Genomic DNA, 17133 nt, shown 5'->3' on the forward strand with positions numbered 1-17133 from the left:
CATTTTCCTATGAGCATCATCGACAACAGAAAAGCGTTCTTCGATTACTTCATCGAAGAGCGCCACGAGGCCGGGCTCGTGCTGGAAGGATGGGAAGTCAAGGCCATGCGCGCCGGGCGAGCCAACATCAAAGAAAGCTATGTCGTCATCAAGGACGGCGAACTCTACCTGATCGGCACACACATCAGCCCGCTACCCGAGGCCTCGACGCACATCCAGCCTGACCCCACGCGCATCCGCAAGCTGCTGCTCCATCGCGAGGAAATCGACAAGCTGATCGGCAAGGTCGAGCAGCGCGGCTTCACGCTCGTGCCGCTGAACTTTCACTACAAGGGCGGCCGCGTGAAGTGCGAGATCGGCCTCGCCAAGGGCAAGAAACTGCACGACAAGCGCGAAACCGAGAAGAAGCGCGACTGGGAGCGCGAAAAGGCGCGCCTGATGCGCTCGCCCACCTGATTGTTCCGCGATCGTTCAAATGGACAACGGGCCGCTCACGCGGCCCGTTGTCGTTTCCGGCGGTCCCGGCGCTCATGCGCCCTTCGTCGCCCCCGCCCCGCTGATCTGCCCCTCGCGCAAGCCCGCGCGATTCACGATCGTCAGCGCCGAAGCGATCATCGTGCTCAGGTCGCCCATGTTGCCGGGCACGATCAGCGTATTGCCCTGCTTCGCAAGATTGGCGAAGGCACTCACGTACTGCTCGGCCACCTTGAGGTTGACGGCATCCATACCGCCCTGCGCCTGGATCGAGTTGCCGATCTTCTGGATGGCCTGCGCGTTCGCCTCGGCCACCGCGAGAATGGCGGCCGCCTGACCCTGCGCCTGGTTGATCGCCGCCTGACGCTCGCCTTCGGACTTCTGGATCGCCGCCTCGCGCGCCCCGGCTGCCAGGTTGATCTGTTCCTGCTTGCGGCCTTCCGAGGCCGCGATGAGCGCGCGCTTTTCCCGCTCGGCGGTGATCTGCGCCTGCATGGCGTGGAGGATTTCCTTCGGCGGCGTGAGATCCTTGATTTCGTAGCGCAGCACCTTCACGCCCCAGTTCGATGCGGCCTCGTCCAGCGCCGACACGACACTATGGTTGATGAAGTCGCGTTCCTCGAAGGTCTTGTCGAGTTCGAGCTTGCCGATCACCGAGCGCAGCGTGGTCTGCGAGAGCTGCGTAATCGCGAACACGAAATTGCTCGAGCCGTACGACGCCTTCATCGGATCGGTCACCTGGAAGTACAGCACGCCATCCACCTGTAGCTGCGTGTTGTCGCGCGTGATGCAGACCTGGCTCGGCACGTCGAGCGGAATCTCCTTGAGCACGTGCTTGTAGGCCACGCGATCCACGAACGGCAGCACGATCGTCAACCCCGGCGTGAGCGTGGCGTGGTAGCGCCCAAGCCGTTCGAGCACCCAGGCATGCTGTTGCGGCACGATCTTGATGGTCTGCGCGATCAGCACGACGACGATTACGAGCAGAATCAGGCCGACGACTGGGACTTGCATACGGGACCTCCGTTCGCTTCTGGGTGGTGTGTTGGTGGGGTTTTGAATCCGGACAGTCACGCGTGGCGCGCGCCGTCGCGAGCGGCGCCGGGCGCATTGGCTTCGCGGCGCCCGTGCTTCGCCGCAACGACAAGGCAACTGCCGCGCACCGCCTTGATTTCATAGAGAGGCGCATCCTCGGGCTCGCCAGGCGCGAGTTCGACGTCCCATTCGGCGCCGCGATACATCGTGCGCGCGCGGCCGTCGCGCCAGGCGGCGACGGCAAGTGTCGCGCCAATGTCGAGGTTCACGCCCGGGTCGGTCGAGGCGTCGCGCGAGCGCCGACGGCGGCCAAAGCGCGAGCGCCGCAGCGTGACCACGGCCGCGAGCCCGACCGCCGCCGCGACGATCAGCTGCACGTCGAGCGGCGCGCCAAGCTCGTAGCTGAGCGCGCCGGCGAGAAAACCGAGCGCGATCATCAACAAGTAGAAGGTGCCGGTCATCAGTTCGGCGACGATGAGCACGCCAGCGGCAATCCACCAGAACAAACCATGCGGACCCACGATGACCTCCCAAAGTAAAACACCCCGGATAGACCGGGGTGTTATAGCACGAAGCTGACACTTTTTTCCGCAGCGTGCAACGACGCACGGGAACCAGCATCAAGCTTCGCATGCGCCGAGGATTGGCACCCTCGGCACCGCGCTTACTTCGGCTGCGATTTCGCCAGCTGCTGCCAGGTTTCGACAACCGAATCCGGGTTCAGCGAGATCGAAGCGATCCCTTCGTCCGCGAGCCACTGGGCGAAGTCCGGATGGTCGGACGGGCCCTGACCGCAGATGCCGACGTACTTGTTCAGGCGGCGGCAGGTTTCGATCGCGCGCTTGAGCATAAACTTCACGGCCGGATCGCGTTCGTCGAAGTCGACGGCCAGCAGTTCCATGCCCGAGTCCCGGTCGAGGCCGAGCGTGAGCTGCGTGAGGTCGTTCGAGCCGATCGAGAAGCCGTCGAAGTACTGCAGGAACTCTTCGGCGAGAATCGCGTTCGAGGGCACTTCGCACATCATGATCAGTTTGAGGTCGTTCACGCCGCGCTTGAGGCCAAACTTCTCGAGCAGGCCCACCACGCGCTCGGCCTGCTTGAGCGTGCGCACGAACGGCACCATGATCTCGACGTTCGCGAGACCCATCTCTTCACGCACGCGCTTGAGCGCGAGGCACTCCATTTCGAACGCCTGCGCGAAGTCCTCGGCGATGTAACGCGACGCGCCGCGGAAGCCCAGCATCGGGTTTTCTTCGTCCGGCTCGTAGCGCGAACCGCCGATCAGCTTCTTGTACTCGTTCGACTTGAAGTCGGACAGACGCACGATCACGGGCTTCGGATAGAACGCCGCCGCGATCGTGGCGATGCCTTCCGTGAGCTTGTCGACGTAAAACGCGCGCGGCGATGCGTGGCCGCGTGCAACGCTTTCCACGGCCTTCTTCAGGTCGGCGTCGACATTCGGGTACTCGAGAATCGCCTTCGGGTGCACGCCGATGTTGTTGTTGATGATGAACTCGAGACGCGCGAGGCCAACACCCGCGTTCGGCAGTTGCGAGAAGTCGAACGCGAGCTGCGGATTGCCGACGTTCATCATGATCTTGACCGGAATGGCCGGCAGATCGCCACGCTGCACTTCGCTGACTTCGGTTTCGAGCAGGCCGTCGTAGATGCGGCCCTCGTCGCCTTCCGCGCACGAAACCGTCACGAGCGCGCCGTCCTTCAGCATGTCGGTCGCGTCGCCGCAGCCCACCACGGCCGGCACGCCCAGCTCACGCGCGATGATCGCCGCGTGGCAGGTCCGGCCACCACGGTTCGTGACGATGGCCGAAGCGCGCTTCATCACCGGCTCCCAGTTCGGGTCGGTCATGTCGGCGACCAGCACGTCGCCCGGCTGCACGCGTTCCATTTCGGACGGATCGTGAATCACCTTCACGCGGCCCGCGCCGATCTTCTGGCCGATTGCGCGGCCCGTTGCGAGCACCTGCGACTGGCCCTTGAGCTTGAAGCGCTGCTCGACCTTGCCCGCAGCCTGGCTCTTCACCGTCTCCGGGCGCGCCTGGAGAATGAAGATCTTGCCGTCGAGGCCGTCCTTGCCCCACTCGATGTCCATCGGACGCTGGTAGTGCTTCTCGATGATGACGGCGTACCTGGCCAGCTCGATCACGTCTTCGTCGGTGATCGAGAAGCGGTTGCGCTGTTCGTGCGAGACGTCGACCGTCTTCACGCGGCCAGGTTCCCCCGGCTGCGTGAATTCCATCTTGATGAGCTTCGAGCCGATCGAGCGGCGGATGATCGGGGCCTTGCCCTGGGCGAGCGTGGTCTTGAAAACGTAGAACTCGTCCGGATTCACCGCGCCCTGCACGACCGTTTCACCGAGGCCGTAGCTCGACGTGATGAAGACGGCGTCCTTGAAGCCCGATTCCGTGTCCAGCGTGAACATCACGCCTGCCGCGCCGCGGTCCGAACGGACCATGCGCTGCACGCCAGCCGACAGCGCGACTTCGGCGTGGGTGAAGCCCTTGTGGACGCGATAGGAAATGGCGCGGTCGTTGTAGAGCGACGCGAACACGTGCTTGAGGCGATCGAGCACGTCTTCGATGCCGACCACGTTGAGGTAGCTTTCCTGCTGGCCGGCAAACGATGCGTCGGGCAGGTCTTCCGCCGTTGCCGACGAACGCACGGCGAACGACAGCTCAGACGGCGAACCGTTCTGCAGCGTCTCGAAACCGGCACGGATGTCCGCTTCGAGCTTCGGCTGCAGCGGCGCGTCGACGATCCATTGACGGATCTCCTTGCCGGCTTCGGCCAGCGCCTTCACGTCGTCGACGTCGAGCGTCTCCAGACGAGCGGCGATCCGTTCGGTCAGGTTGTTATGTTTCAGGAAGTCGCGGAAGGCGAGCGCGGTCGTAGCGAAGCCCGTGGGCACACGCACGCCAGCTTCAGCCAATTGGCTGATCATTTCGCCGAGCGAGGCGTTCTTGCCGCCCACGATCTCGACATCGGTCATCCGCAACTGCTCGAAAGGCACTACATAAGCCTGATCCTTGGCAACGGTGTTAGTCATACAAGCCCCTAAGTGTGAAAAAAATTCACGATTGCGCAAGTGGGCTCGAACGCGGTCTGCCCATTGGAAGCGGATTCGCGTCTTGCGCAACCTGTTGGAGAAGCAATCGCTCACGGAGCGCGAAAGAATTCCCATTCAACGGAAAAGCACGAAGATGCGCGCGATTACATGGAGTTAGGCAGAATCGCTGCAAATTGACACCAGAATGCGCCGCGATAGGCGGCGGTTTGGCGCGGTTGCACTGCAATTGCTTATCCAACAGGTTGCCGCTATTCTACCGTGCCGACTCTGGAAATTGTGCCAGTCGGCGAGAATTGCCCCTCGGTCCCGCCGGACGGGGCTTTCCGGGCGCCAGCCTGTCCCGAGCGGCCCTGCAGCTCACGTACCCAGCCTCAACCGATGCCGCCTACCGTATTCATCGTCTCCGACGGTACCGGGATCACTGCCGAAACTTTCGCGCATTCGATCCTGTCGCAGTTCGACCAGAAATTCCGCCTCGTGCGCGTGCCCTTCGTCGATTCGTCCGAAAAGGCCTACTCGACTGCCGAGAAGATCAACGAAGCCGCCGTGCAGGAAGGCCGCCGTCCGATCGTGTTCACGACGCTCGTGGACAGCAACTCGAACGAGATCGTCAAACGCGCGAATGCGCTCGTGATGGACATGTTCCAGACCTTCGTGGAGCCGCTCGAACAGGAACTGGATCTCAAGTCGAGCCACGCCATGGGCCGCGGCCACCAGAACGCCGACACCGACGAATACAAGAACCGCATCGAGGCGATCAACTTCTCGCTCGCGCACGACGACGGCCAGTCCGACCGCAATCTCGCCGACGCCGACGTGATCCTCGTGGGCGTGTCGCGCAGCGGCAAGACGCCTACGAGCCTCTATCTCGCGATGCAGTACGGTGTGAAGGCCGCGAACTACCCGCTCATCCCGGACGATTTCGAGCGCGCCAAGCTGCCGAACGCGTTGCTTTCGCATCGCACGAAGATATTCGGCCTCTCGATCGATCCGCAGCGTCTCACCGAGATCCGCAACGAGCGGCGTCCGGGCAGCAAATACGCCGCCCTGGAAAACTGCCGCTACGAAGTGAACGAAGCCGAGGCGATGATGCGCCGCGAAGGCATCAAGTGGCTCTCGTCGACGCACAAGTCGATCGAGGAAATCGCCACCACGATCCTGCAGGAAATCCGCATCGACAAACCGTCGTATTGAAACGGCCTGCCTGAAACGAAAAAGCCCGCGTCACGATGCGGGCTTTTGATTGCCGGCTGCTGCGAGCATCAACTTGCGTGCCGCTGCTGCCGGCATTGCTCGAACACGCACACCGCCGCCGCCGCCGCCACGTTGAGCGACTCCATGCCGCCCGGCTGCGGAATCGTCACGCGCAGCGCCGCCGCGTCGCGCCAGACCTGCGAGACGCCCGCTCCTTCGTTGCCGAACACCCACGCGACCTGGCCCGTGAGATCGGCCTCGTCGATCGCCTGCGCGCCATGCGAGTCGGTGATGACGACCGGCACGCCGAGCATCCCGACGAGCGCTTGCGCCTCCACGTTCTCGAACACCTGCAAGAGGAAATGCGCGCCCATTGCCGAGCGCAGCACCTTCGACGACCACACATAGGCCGTGCCCGGCGTGCAGAACACCTTGTCGATGCCGGCCGCCGCCGCGCTGCGCAGGATCGAGCCGACATTGCCGGCGTCCTGCAAGCCGTCGAGCACGAGGCAGGTCGAGGCGACGCGCCCGGGCAGCCGCGCTTCGGGCATATCGACGAGCAGCAGCAGCCCCACGCCGTGCACGACGTTCGAGAGCTGCCCGAAGAGCGCATCGGGCAGCGAGATCACGCGGCGCTCGTCCACGCGAGCGACGATCGCCTGCGCTTCTTCATGTGCGAGCGCGCCTTCGGTCACGACGCAGTACTCGGGCTGCGCGCCGCCATCGAGCCACGCGCCCGCGAGATGGAAGCCTTCGAGCAAGGCCTGATGGCTGCGCCGCTGTTGATGCGTCGAGCCGGCGAGCGCCTTCAGGCGCTTGTAGAGGGGATTGTCGCGCGAGGTAATGGCTTTCACGGGCGGCCCTGGCGTGTCAAATGAGAATCGGGAGAGAGAAAAAAACGCCGGCGCCGGCACGACGCAAAACGGCGCCGGCTCGATCGAGGCGCCGTCAGCGGCGGCTCATGGGAGCGGCGCGAAGGCGTCGTCGTCTTCGAGGCCGGCGGCGTCGCTGATTACCGTCGCAACACCGGGCAGGACAATGCCGTGCAGCGCATAGGCGTCGCGCACGGGCGCAAACGAGCGCCGGTGATGCTCGCACGGACCATGCACGCGCAACGCTTCGAGGTGCTGCGGCGTACCGTAGCCCGCATGGGCGTCGAAGCCGTAATGCGGATGGCATTGATGCAGATCGACCAGCATGCGGTCACGCGTGACCTTGGCGATGATCGACGCCGCCGATATGCTCGGCACGAGCGCATCGCCCCCGATCACCGCCTCGCTGCGCACCGGCATCACCGGGCAGCGATTGCCGTCGATCTTCGCGAGGGTCGGCACGATGCTCAAGCCTTCGACCGCACGCCGCATCGCCAGCATCGTCGCGTGCAGGATGTTGAACGTGTCGATTTCCTCGACGCTCGCCGACGCGACGCACCACGCGAGCGAGCGTTCGACGATGCGCTCGTAGAGCGCCTCGCGCACCTGCGCCGTCAGCACCTTCGAATCGTTGAGCCCGCGAATCGGCCGGGCCGGATCGAGAATTACGGCCGCCGCTACCACCGGTCCGGCGAGCGGCCCGCGGCCGGCCTCGTCCACGCCGCAGATCACGTCGTCCGGCGATTCGAACAGCAGTCCGGCCTGCCGCGCCGCCTTGCGACGCGCGGCGAGCTTGAGCGCCGCCTGCGACGGGGGCTTTTTCACCGCAGGCGCTGCCGTGCGCCTCGTCGCGCGCTTGATCGTGCCCTCGCTCATGCCCGCCCCTTTCGGCCTTCGACGATGCGCGCGACCACTTCGGCCGCGCGCTCCGCGGTGTTCTGGCGCAGGGTCAGATGCATCTGCGTGAACACCTCGGTCAGCGTGCGCCGGTTTGCCTCGTCCTGCAACTGCGTGAGCGTCGCGTCGGCAAGCGCCTGCGGCGTCGCGAAATGCTGCAGGATTTCCGGCACGACGAAGCGGCCCGCGAGAATGTTCGGCAGGCCCACGTAAGGCAGATAGCCCTGGCGGCGCATGATCTGCCCCGTGAGCCAGGGCACCTTGTAGGAAATGACCATCGGCTTTTTGAGCAGCGCTGCTTCGAGCGTGACCGTCCCGCTCTTCACGAGGATCGCGTCGGCGGCCGTCATGGCGAGTTGCGACTGGCCGTCGATGATCGTGAGCGCGAGACCCTGATGCGCGCTTGCGAGTTCCTGCAGCTGCGCGTGGATGGCCGGCGTCGCCGCCGGCATCACGAAACGCAGCGCCGGCTCGCGCCGCTGCATGATCTGCATCGCGTCGAAGAAAGTCGGGCCGATCAGGTTGATTTCCGAGCGGCGGCTGCCCGGCAGCACCGCGATCACCGGGCCGCTTTCCGGCATGCCCAGCGTGCGGCGCGCGCCCGGCATGTCCGGTTCGAGCGGAATCTCGTCGGCGAGCGGATGACCCACGTACGACGCCGCCACCCCGGCCTTCTCGAGGAGCGCCGTTTCGAACGGAAACACGCACAGCATGTGATCCACGGCCTTCTGGATCTTCTTGATACGACCGCCGCGCCACGCCCAGATCGACGGGCAGACGAAGTGAATGGTCGGAATGCCCGCGTCGCGCAACGCGTGCTCGAGGCCGAAGTTGAAGTCTGGCGCATCCACGCCGATGAAGGCGTCAGGCGGCTCAGCCAGCAGCTGATGCTTGAGCTCGCTGCGGATGCGCAGAATCTCGGGAATATGCCGCAGCGCCTCGACGTAGCCGCGCACCGAGAGCTTTTCCATCGGCCAGTGCGCGTCGAAGCCGGCGGCCGTCATGCGCGGACCGCCGATTCCGTAGTACTGCGTAGTGTCGGGCAAGCGGGCCTCGAGACCCGCAAGCAACGACGACGCGAGCAGGTCGCCGGACGGCTCGCCGGCAACCATTGCGAGGCGCAGCGGACGCGTTTGCAGCGCCATCGATCAGCGGATGATGCCGCGTTGCGACTGCTCGACAAAGTCGAGCAGCGCCTTCACGTACACGTCGCCGTCGCCGCCCGCCTGCGCGAGGTCGGCGAGCTGCAACTTCGCCTCTTCGAGCGAAAGCCCGTTCTTGTAGAGCGTGCGATACGCCGAGCGCAGCGCGGAAATCGCGTCAGGCGAAAAGCCGCGACGGCGCAGGCCTTCGACGTTGATGCCGTGCGGCACCGCCTTGTTGCCGGCGGCGATCACGAACGGCGGCACGTCCTGCACGAGCGCCGAGGCGCCGCCGACCATCGAATGCGCGCCAATGCGTACGAACTGGTGCACGCCGGTCATGCCGCCGACAATCGCGTGGTCGTCGACGAACACGTGGCCAGCGAGCTGCGCGTTGCTCGACATGATGACATTGCTGCCCAGACGGCAGTCGTGGCCCACGTGCACGTAGGCCATGATCCAGCAGTCGTCGCCGATGACCGTGACGCCGGTGTCCTGCACCGTGCCCGTATGCAGCGTCGTGAACTCGCGAATGGTGTTGCGGCTGCCGATCACGAGCTTCGTGGGCTCGCCCTTGTACTTCATGTCCTGTGGACGGCCGCCGATCGACGCGTAGTGGCCGATCGTGTTGTCTTCGCCAATCGTCGTGTGGCCTTCCAGTACGCTATGCGAACCGACCTTCGTGCGCGCACCGATGACGACGTTCGCGCCGATGACCGCGAACGGCCCGATTTCGACCGATTCGTCGATCTGCGCACCCGACTCGACGACCGCAGTGGGATGGATCCTGCTCATTCGTCCTCGCTCTCCGATTCTGTTTCCGCGCGCCGGCGCCTCGACGTCAAGGCGCGCTGCGGCATGCGGACGGCGCTTCTTATTGCGCCGCGTCCATTTTCTTGACGGTGCACATGAGTTCCGCTTCGCAGGCCACGGAGCCGTCCACTTCGGCCACCGCCTTGAACTTCCAGATGCCGCGCATGTAGCGCTCAAACGTCACGTTGAGGATGAGCTGGTCGCCCGGCTCGACCACGCGCTTGAAGCGCGCACCGTCGATGCCCACGAAGTAGTACAGCGTATTCTCGAAGTCCTGCTCTTCCTCCGAGAACGTGAGCAGCGCGGCGGTTTGCGCCAGCGCTTCGAGAATCATCACGCCGGGCATGACCGGACGCTGCGGAAAGTGACCCGTGAAAAAGGGTTCGTTGACCGTCACGTTCTTCAACGCCTTGATGCTCTTGTGCGGCTCCAGCTCGATGACCCGGTCCACCATCAGGAACGGATAGCGGTGCGGCAGCAGCGTGAGAATCTTGTGGATGTCGAAGTTGAGTTTTTCGATGTTCATGGTGGTTCTGCTCACGCAGGAATTGCGTGTGACTTTCGATTTCGATATTCGAGGCGCCGGACCAAACACGCTCGCGCTGACGCGAAGTATGCGCCACGCCCGGGCTCCCGTGCATGCGTATTGCCCCGGGCGGGCAGCCCCGGGCGGGTAGCCCCGGGCCGGCAGCCCCGGGGCAGAAAGCTCCCGACGCGGCGCTTGCTCGTCCGCGACGCAAAACGGCGCGCCGCTCCCGCGACACGCCGCCCGCCACCTCGATACTGCCTTCTTATTCGCCCTGCGGCTTCTGGGCAACCGCCGCCTCTAGCGCCTTGATACGGTCGCGCAGCTTGTCGATGTTACGCAACAGCGCGGCGCTCTTGTTCCAGTCGGCGTGATCGACCGCCGGGAAAGCGCTCGTGTAGATGCCTGCCTTCGGCAACGACTTCGAGACACCCGACTTCGCCGTGACGATCACGTAGTCGCCCAGTGTGACGTGCCCCGCAATGCCCACTGCGCCGCCGATCATGCAATGGCGCCCGATCGTCGTGCTGCCCGCAATGCCGGCGCAGCCCGCGATGACCGTGTACGCCCCGATCTTGCAGTTGTGGCCGATCTGCACGAGGTTATCGATCTTCACGCATTCTTCGATGATCGTATCGGCCATCGCACCGCGGTCGATTGTGGTGTTCGCGCCGATCTCGACGTCAGGCCCGGTAACCACGCCGCCCACCTGCGGAATCTTGACCCAGCTACCGGTGCGCGCATCGCCCTCGCCCGTGAAATCAGGGGCAAAGCCAAAGCCGTCGGAGCCGATCACGGCGCCCGCGTGCACGATATTGCGCACACCGAGCTTGCAGCCGTGATAGACGCTCACGCCCGGATACAGGTGCGCGCCCTCACCCACCTGGGTGCCGCGGCCAATGAAGACATTCGCGTCGAGCCGTACGTTTTCCCCGATCACCGCGCCCGCTTCGACCGTGACGTTCGGGCCGATCACCGCGCTCGCGGCAACCTGCGCCTTCGCGTCGACGTGGGCGCTGGCGTGGATGCCCGGCTGCGCCTTCGGCGCGGCGAGGTCGATATACGCCTGCGCGACACGCGCGAAGTAAGCATACGGATTCGGTGTGACGATGAAGTTGCGCCCCTCGCGCGATGCGAGCTTCTCGAGGTCGCCGGGGCTGATCAGCACCGCGCCCGCGCGGGTCGTCTCGACCTGCGCGAGATACTTCGGATTGGCGAGGAACGCGAGCTGTTGCGGACCAGCCTGGTCGAGCGGCGCCAGCGAACCGACGCGTTGCGTCGCATCGCCCACCACCTCGCCGCCGAACCGCCCGACGATCTCCTCAAGCGTAAATGCCATGCGCGTGCTGCTCCTGCCTTAGTTGCTTTTCAATGCGTTGCTTTTAGTTGCTGCTACTACTGCTGCCGCCGGCGCTGTTCGCTGCGAGCGCCTTCAGCACCTGGTCGGTGATGTCGATGCGCGGGCTCACGTACACCGCTTCCTGCACGATCAGGTCGTAATGCTGCTGCTCGGCGATCTGCTTGATCACCTTGTTTGCCCGGTCAAGCACCGCCGCCAGTTCCTCATTGCGGCGCTGGTTCAGGTCTTCGCGGAATTCGCGCTGCTTGCGCTGAAAGTCGCTGTCGAGCGCGGAAAGGTCGCGCTGCTTCTGCGCGCGATCGGTCGGCGACATCGACGGGCCGTTCTTGTCGAGCGAATCGGACATCGACTTCAGGCGCTGCGCCATGTCCTGCAGATCCTTGTCGCGCTTGGCGAACTCGGCTTCGAGCTTGGTCTGCGCGGCCTTCGCGGGAGCGGATTCACGCAGGATGCGATCGGAGTTCACCGCCGCGATCCTCGCTTCCTGCGCCTGCGCCGCACCCATGCCAAAACCGAAGAGCGCCAGCGATACGGTAATCGCCCCGATCGTCCGTCTGGAAAACATACCCGTTAGCAAAGTCATCCTCTCGTTTCCTGGATTCCGGCGCCGTGCGCTGCGCGCGCAACCAACGCCGGGCAAAACATACGTCAGAATGCCGTCCCGATCTGGAACTGGAACTTCTGGTACTGGTCGCCCGTGTGCTTGGTAATCGGGAAGCCCATGCTCAGCTTGAGCGGCCCGATCGGCGAAATCCACGCGAGACCGAAGCCATAGCTGTAACGCAGGCCGTTCGCGCCAATGCTGTTGCCTTCCGTGCCCCAGACGTTACCACCATCGACGAACGTGAAGACGCGCAGCGTGCGGTCATAGCCCGTGCCCGGCAGCGGGAAGGTCAGCTCGATGTTGCCGACCAGCATCTTCGAACCGCCGATCGGGTCGTTCGTCGTCTTGTCGCGCGGACCCAGCGAGCTCGGCTCGTAGCCGCGCACAGATCCGATACCGCCGGCGTAGTAGTTCTTGAAGATCGGATACGGCTTGCCGCCGAGGCCGTTACCGTAGCCGCCCTGGAAGTTCATGCCCAGCACGAAGCCGCGCGAGAACGAGTAGTAGTACTGCGCCTGAATATCGGCCTTGTAGTACTGCGTACCGCCGACCGGCGTGCCGTACTCGGCATTCGCCTGCGTGAAGTAGCCCTTGCTCGGCACGAGCGCGCTGTCACGCGCGTCGCGCGACCAGCCCACCGTGAGCGGCACGTTGTTCGACACGCGGCCGAACTCGTTCACGTAGTCGATATAGCTCTGCGGCGTGTTCGAGTCGATGTCGAGCGTGTCCTGCTCGAAGCCCGCGCCGAAGTACACCGTGTCGACTTCCGAGAACGGAATGCCGAACTTCAGGTCGCCGCCCATCGTGATGATGCGGAAGCTCGAATCGGTCGAGTAGTACAGCGGCTGGTACGTGCGGTAGTAGACGTCGGTAATGCGCTTGATGCCGTCCACCGTGAAATACGGATCCACCTGCGTGAGGGCCAGCGTGCGGTACGTTTTCGCGGTGTTCACGTTCAGCGAGAGCGAGGTACCCGAACCAAACACGTTGTCCTGCGACACACCCGCCGACAGCACCACCTTGTCCGTGGACGAGAAGCCCGCACCCAGCGTGATCGCGCCGGTCGGCTTTTCGGCGACCTTCACGTTCACGTCCACCTGGTCGGCAGTGCCTTCCACGGGCACCGTGGTCACGTCGACGTCGGTGAAATAGCCCAGACGGTTGATTCGGTCCTTCGAGAGCGCGAGGCGGTTCGAATCGAACCACGAGCTTTCGAGCTGGCGCATTTCGCGGCGCACGACTTCGTCGCGGGTGCGCGTGTTGCCCACCACGTTGATGCGGCGCACGTACACGCGGCGGCTCGGATCGACCTGCAGCGTGAGGTTCACCGTGTGATTCGCCTGATCGATCTGCGGCAGCGCGTTGACGGTCGCGAACGCGTAACCGTACTCGCCGAGCTTGTCGACGATGGCTTTGGTCGTGGCCTGCAGCTTCTCGGCCGAGAAGGTATCGCCCGGCTTGATCTTGATGAGCTTCTTGAGCTCGGCCTCGCGGTCGAGCAGGTTGCCCGACAGCTGGATGCCCGACACCTTGTACGGCTCACCTTCGTGAATACCGATGGTGAGGTACATGTCCTTCTTGTCGGGCGAGATCGAGACCTGCGTCGAGTCGATGTTGAACTCGAGGTAGCCGTGGTTCAGGTAGTACGAGCGTACGTTCTCGAGGTCGCCCGTGAGCTTTTCCTTCGAGTAGAGGTCGTTCTTCGTGTACCACGAGAACCAGTTCGGCGTGGACAGCTGCATCTCCGAGAGAAGCGTGCCGCTGCTGTACGTCTTGTTGCCGATGAAGTTGATCTGGCGGATCTTCGCGCTCGGCCCTTCGACCACCGAGAACAGCAGGCCGACGCGATTGCGGTCGATCGGTGTGACCGTGGTCGTGACCTCGGCGGCGTAGAAGCCGCGCGTGAGGTACTGGCGCTTGAGCTCCTGCTCGGCCTTGTCGACGAGCGCCTTGTCGTAGTAGCGGCCTTGCGAGAGGCCGACCGCGCGCAGCGCCTTCGTGAGGTTGTCCTTGTCGAATTCCTTGATGCCCGCGAAGTCGATCGTGCCGATGGCCGGGCGCTCCTGCACCTGCACCACCACGACGCCGCCTTCGGTGGCGATCTTCACGTCGTTGAAGAAGCCCGTCGCATACAGTGCGCGGATGGCCTCGGACGCCTTGTCGTCGGTGAACGTGTCGCCCTGCTTGATCGGCAGGTAGGCGAACACCGTGCCCGGCTCGACGCGCTGCAGCCCTTCGATGCGGATGTCCTGAACCACGAAAGGCGTCGTTGCTGCGTGGGCAACGAGTCCATGTGCGGCGATCGCCGCGGCCGCAACCGTTTTTGGAACCAAGCGATGAGGTCTAAACAACGTGCTTCCCCAATTATGTATAGCTGCATCAGGTCAGGCGGCCCGCCCACGGACGCCGCCAGACATCTTTAGAAATGGATTAACCGAGCCAGATCATTGAACAACGCGATCGCCGACAGTGCGACGATGCAGGCAAGTCCCGCGCGCTGCAGCACGAGCTGCCAGCGGTCCGAGACGGCTTTGCCCGTTACGGCTTCAACCGCATAATATAACAGATGCCCCCCGTCCAATACCGGAATTGGGAGCAGATTCAATACGCCGAGGCTGATGCTCACGAGGGCGAGGAACGACAGGAACGCCGAAGGACCGAGTCTCGCGCTCTTGCCGGCATAGTCGGCGATCGTCACCGGGCCCGACAGATTCTTCAGCGAGGCTTCGCCGGTGATCATGCGGCCGAACATCCGCAGCGAATACACGGCGATGTCCCACGTGCGATACGCACCGAGCCGCACGCTCTCGAGCGGCCCGTAGCGCACGTCCACGGAAGGCGCCTGCGCGGAGAGCGCCGCACCGATTCGACCCACTTCCTCGCCCGTCTGCGCGTCGCGCTGCAACGCGGGCGTCACGGTGAGCGTGAGCGTCTGCTGCGTGTGCTGGGCGGCGTCGCCGCGCGCGACCGTCAGCCGCACGGGCTTGCCCGCACGCGCCTTCACGTAGGCGATGAAAGTGCTTGCGCTGTCCACGGGCCGGCCGTCGACGGCGCGCAGTTGATCACCCGCTTGCAGCCCGGCATGTTGCGCCGCACTGCCCGCCTCTACGGCCGCCACCTTGAGCGTGTTGCCGCCCGCCTCGAGGCCGAGCTTCGTCATGAAGTCGTCGTCGAGATCCTTGCTGGTCAGTTGCGAGAGATCGAGCGGGAAATCGTAGGTGCCCTCGCCGTCACGCGCGGCAAGGACGACATGGCCCTGGTCGAACGCGGTTGCGAGCAGTTTCCAGCGCAGATCCGCCCACGAACGCACGGGCTCGGTGCGGCTGCCGTTTGCATCGCTCACCGAAAGAATCGTTTCGCCGCCCTGGAAGCCGGCCCGCGCCGCCGCCGACTGCGTGGGCGGCGCCGCGACGATGGCCTTCTGCTCGGTCACTCCGCTCGCGTAGACCACCGAAAAGAGCGCGACGGCCAGCACGAAATTGGCGATCGGCCCAGCCGCGACGATCGCAATGCGCTTGCCGACCGGCTGGCGGTTGAACGCGTGAGGTAAGTCGTTCGCGGGAATCGGGTCGGGCGACTCGCGCTCGTCGAGCATCTTCACGTAGCCGCCGAGCGGCAGCGCCGCGATGGTCCACTCGGTGCCGCTCCTTTTGCTGACCCACTGGACGAGCGGCCGGCCAAAGCCGATCGAGAAACGCAGGACCTTCACGCCGCACAGACGCGCAACGCTGTAGTGCCCGTATTCGTGCACGACGACCAGCACGCCGATCGCCACGACGAATGCGACCAGTTCGGTAAGCAGGTTCATGAGCGCCTCCTTGGCTGGAAGCAGCGCACCGGTGCGGGAGCGGCCCCGAGGTCAGGCTCGCGTGCCTGAGGGGCCGCCAGGGCCCTTCCGCAAGCCCCTCGCTGACCTGTCAGGCCGGCACCGGCAGGCTGTCGATGATGGTGTGAGCCGCGCGGCGGGCGGCCGCGTCGGCTTCGAGCACGACTTCGAGACTCGACGCGTTGCGGTTCTCGAGCGCGTTCAGTACGGCATCCACCGTTTGGGCGATGGCCATGAAGCCGATGCGCCGGTTCAAGAATGCTTCCACTGCAACTTCGTTCGCCGCGTTCAGCGCCGCGCTCGCCACGCCCCCGGCCGCCAATGCCTGCATCGCGAGTGCGAGACACGGAAAGCGCGCGTAGTCGGGCTTTTCGAACGTCAGCGTCGCAATTTGCGCGAGATCGAGCTGCGCGACGCCGGAATCGACACGGTCCGGGTACGCCAGCGCGTGCGCGATCGGCGTGCGCATGTCGGGGTTGCCTAGTTGCGCGAGCACCGATCCGTCGGCATACGACACCATCGAGTGGATCACGCTCTGCGGGTGAATCAGCACGTCGATGCGCTCGCCCGGCAGGTCGAACAGGTAGTGCGCCTCGATCACTTCGAGGCCCTTGTTCATCATCGTGGCCGAATCGACGGAGATCTTGCGGCCCATCGACCAGTTCGGGTGCTTGCAGGCCTCGTCGGGCGTCACGTTCACGAGCGTCGAGGGCTCGCGGGTACGGAACGGGCCGCCCGAGGCGGTCAGGATGATCTTCGTGACGCCGTCGCGCTCGGCGTTCTCGCGCGGAAAGCACTGGAACACGGCGTTGTGCTCGCTGTCGAGCGGCAGCAGCACGGCGCCGCTGTCGCATACGGCATCGATGAAGATGTCGCCCGACATCACGAGCGCTTCCTTGTTGGCGAGCAGGATCTGCTTGCCGGCCTTCGCCGCCGCGAGCGTGGGTGCGAGACCCGCCGCGCCGACGATGGCCGCGACCACCGTGTCGCAGCCGTCGCTCTTCGAGACTTCGACGAGCGCCTGCGGCCCGTAGGTCACGACGGTTTTCGAGCCGGCCGCGCGCAGCTTGCGCTCGACCTGGGCGGCGGTGTCGGCGTCGCCGACCACGGCCACTTCGGGGGCAAAGCGCAGGCATTGCTCGACGAGCTTCTCGCCGTTGCGATGCGCGGTGAGCGCATAGACCGAGAAGCGTTGCGGATGACGCGCGACGACGTCGAGCGTGCTGTCTCCGATCGAGCCCGTGGAACCGAGCAGTGTGAGTCGTTTTTGCATATTCAAATCTCTAACCGGGCGTCCTGGCGAGG

At 64.6% G+C, this 17133-nt stretch carries 15 protein-coding genes; 2 read left to right on the forward strand and 13 right to left on the reverse strand.

Annotated features, from left to right (window positions below; genetic code table 11):
- The first annotated feature begins 9 nt into the window (after positions 1-9).
- Positions 10-456: an SsrA-binding protein SmpB gene (gene smpB, locus BHE01S_RS16550; protein ID WP_042265787.1), complete on the forward strand. Its 447-nt coding sequence runs from the start codon at positions 10-12 to the stop codon at positions 454-456.
- Between the two features lie 72 nt (positions 457-528).
- Here smpB and BHE01S_RS16555 read toward each other — a convergent pair whose 3' ends face one another.
- From BHE01S_RS16555 to ppsA, 3 genes are all read right to left on the reverse strand, one after another.
- Complete coding sequence (locus BHE01S_RS16555) at positions 529-1488, reverse strand: SPFH domain-containing protein (protein ID WP_042265788.1); 960 nt, start codon at positions 1486-1488, stop codon at positions 529-531.
- Positions 1489-1544: 56 nt separating this feature from the next.
- Positions 1545-2030, reverse strand: a complete 486-nt coding sequence (locus BHE01S_RS16560; RefSeq protein WP_084068922.1) for an NfeD family protein — start codon at positions 2028-2030, stop codon at positions 1545-1547.
- A gap of 143 nt (positions 2031-2173) precedes the next feature.
- Entirely contained in the window at positions 2174-4573 is a 2400-nt protein-coding gene (ppsA, locus tag BHE01S_RS16565; RefSeq protein ID WP_042265789.1) for a phosphoenolpyruvate synthase, read from the reverse strand.
- Between the two features lie 399 nt (positions 4574-4972).
- Here ppsA and ppsR point away from each other — a divergent pair, with 399 nt between their 5' ends.
- A complete protein-coding gene (gene ppsR / locus BHE01S_RS16570) occupies positions 4973-5788 on the forward strand; it encodes a posphoenolpyruvate synthetase regulatory kinase/phosphorylase PpsR (protein WP_042265790.1) in 816 nt (271 codons plus the stop codon).
- A gap of 68 nt (positions 5789-5856) precedes the next feature.
- On the opposite strand, the gene BHE01S_RS16575 is transcribed toward ppsR, so the two are convergent.
- From BHE01S_RS16575 to BHE01S_RS16620, 10 genes are all read right to left on the reverse strand, one after another.
- Positions 5857-6642 (reverse strand): TrmH family RNA methyltransferase, encoded by a 786-nt coding sequence (locus BHE01S_RS16575; protein ID WP_042265791.1) that lies wholly within the window; start codon positions 6640-6642, stop codon positions 5857-5859.
- Positions 6643-6747: 105 nt separating this feature from the next.
- On the reverse strand, positions 6748-7536 hold the full coding sequence (rnhB, locus tag BHE01S_RS16580; RefSeq protein ID WP_084068923.1) for a ribonuclease HII: 789 nt from the start codon (positions 7534-7536) through the stop codon (positions 6748-6750).
- On the reverse strand, positions 7533-8702 hold the full coding sequence (gene lpxB / locus BHE01S_RS16585; protein WP_042265792.1) for a lipid-A-disaccharide synthase: 1170 nt from the start codon (positions 8700-8702) through the stop codon (positions 7533-7535). Before lpxB ends, rnhB begins: the two co-directional genes overlap by 4 nt.
- Before the next feature lie 3 nt (positions 8703-8705).
- Positions 8706-9494 carry an acyl-ACP--UDP-N-acetylglucosamine O-acyltransferase gene (lpxA, locus tag BHE01S_RS16590; protein WP_042265793.1) on the reverse strand — a complete coding sequence of 263 codons (789 nt, stop codon included), beginning with the start codon at positions 9492-9494 and terminating at the stop codon, positions 8706-8708.
- A gap of 79 nt (positions 9495-9573) precedes the next feature.
- Positions 9574-10038: a 3-hydroxyacyl-ACP dehydratase FabZ gene (gene fabZ / locus BHE01S_RS16595; protein ID WP_042265794.1), complete on the reverse strand. Its 465-nt coding sequence runs from the start codon at positions 10036-10038 to the stop codon at positions 9574-9576.
- Positions 10039-10303: 265 nt separating this feature from the next.
- Positions 10304-11377 carry a UDP-3-O-(3-hydroxymyristoyl)glucosamine N-acyltransferase gene (gene lpxD, locus BHE01S_RS16600; protein ID WP_042265795.1) on the reverse strand — a complete coding sequence of 358 codons (1074 nt, stop codon included), beginning with the start codon at positions 11375-11377 and terminating at the stop codon, positions 10304-10306.
- 43 nt (positions 11378-11420) lie between these two features.
- The gene (locus BHE01S_RS16605) at positions 11421-11975 is read right to left on the reverse strand and encodes an OmpH family outer membrane protein (RefSeq protein WP_157025445.1); all 555 of its coding nucleotides are present in this window, start codon (positions 11973-11975) and stop codon (positions 11421-11423) included.
- Between the two features lie 71 nt (positions 11976-12046).
- On the reverse strand, positions 12047-14353 hold the full coding sequence (gene bamA, locus BHE01S_RS16610; protein WP_042265797.1) for an outer membrane protein assembly factor BamA: 2307 nt from the start codon (positions 14351-14353) through the stop codon (positions 12047-12049).
- 68 nt (positions 14354-14421) lie between these two features.
- Positions 14422-15810: an RIP metalloprotease RseP gene (gene rseP / locus BHE01S_RS16615; RefSeq protein ID WP_042265798.1), complete on the reverse strand. Its 1389-nt coding sequence runs from the start codon at positions 15808-15810 to the stop codon at positions 14422-14424.
- 109 nt (positions 15811-15919) lie between these two features.
- Positions 15920-17101, reverse strand: coding sequence for a 1-deoxy-D-xylulose-5-phosphate reductoisomerase (locus BHE01S_RS16620; RefSeq protein WP_042265799.1), 1182 nt, complete (start codon positions 17099-17101; stop codon positions 15920-15922).
- Between the last annotated feature and the right edge of the window lie 32 nt (positions 17102-17133).

The sequence above is a fragment of the Paraburkholderia heleia NBRC 101817 genome, from assembly GCF_000739775.1.
In the GTDB taxonomy this organism is placed as follows: Bacteria; Pseudomonadota; Gammaproteobacteria; order Burkholderiales; family Burkholderiaceae; genus Paraburkholderia; species Paraburkholderia heleia.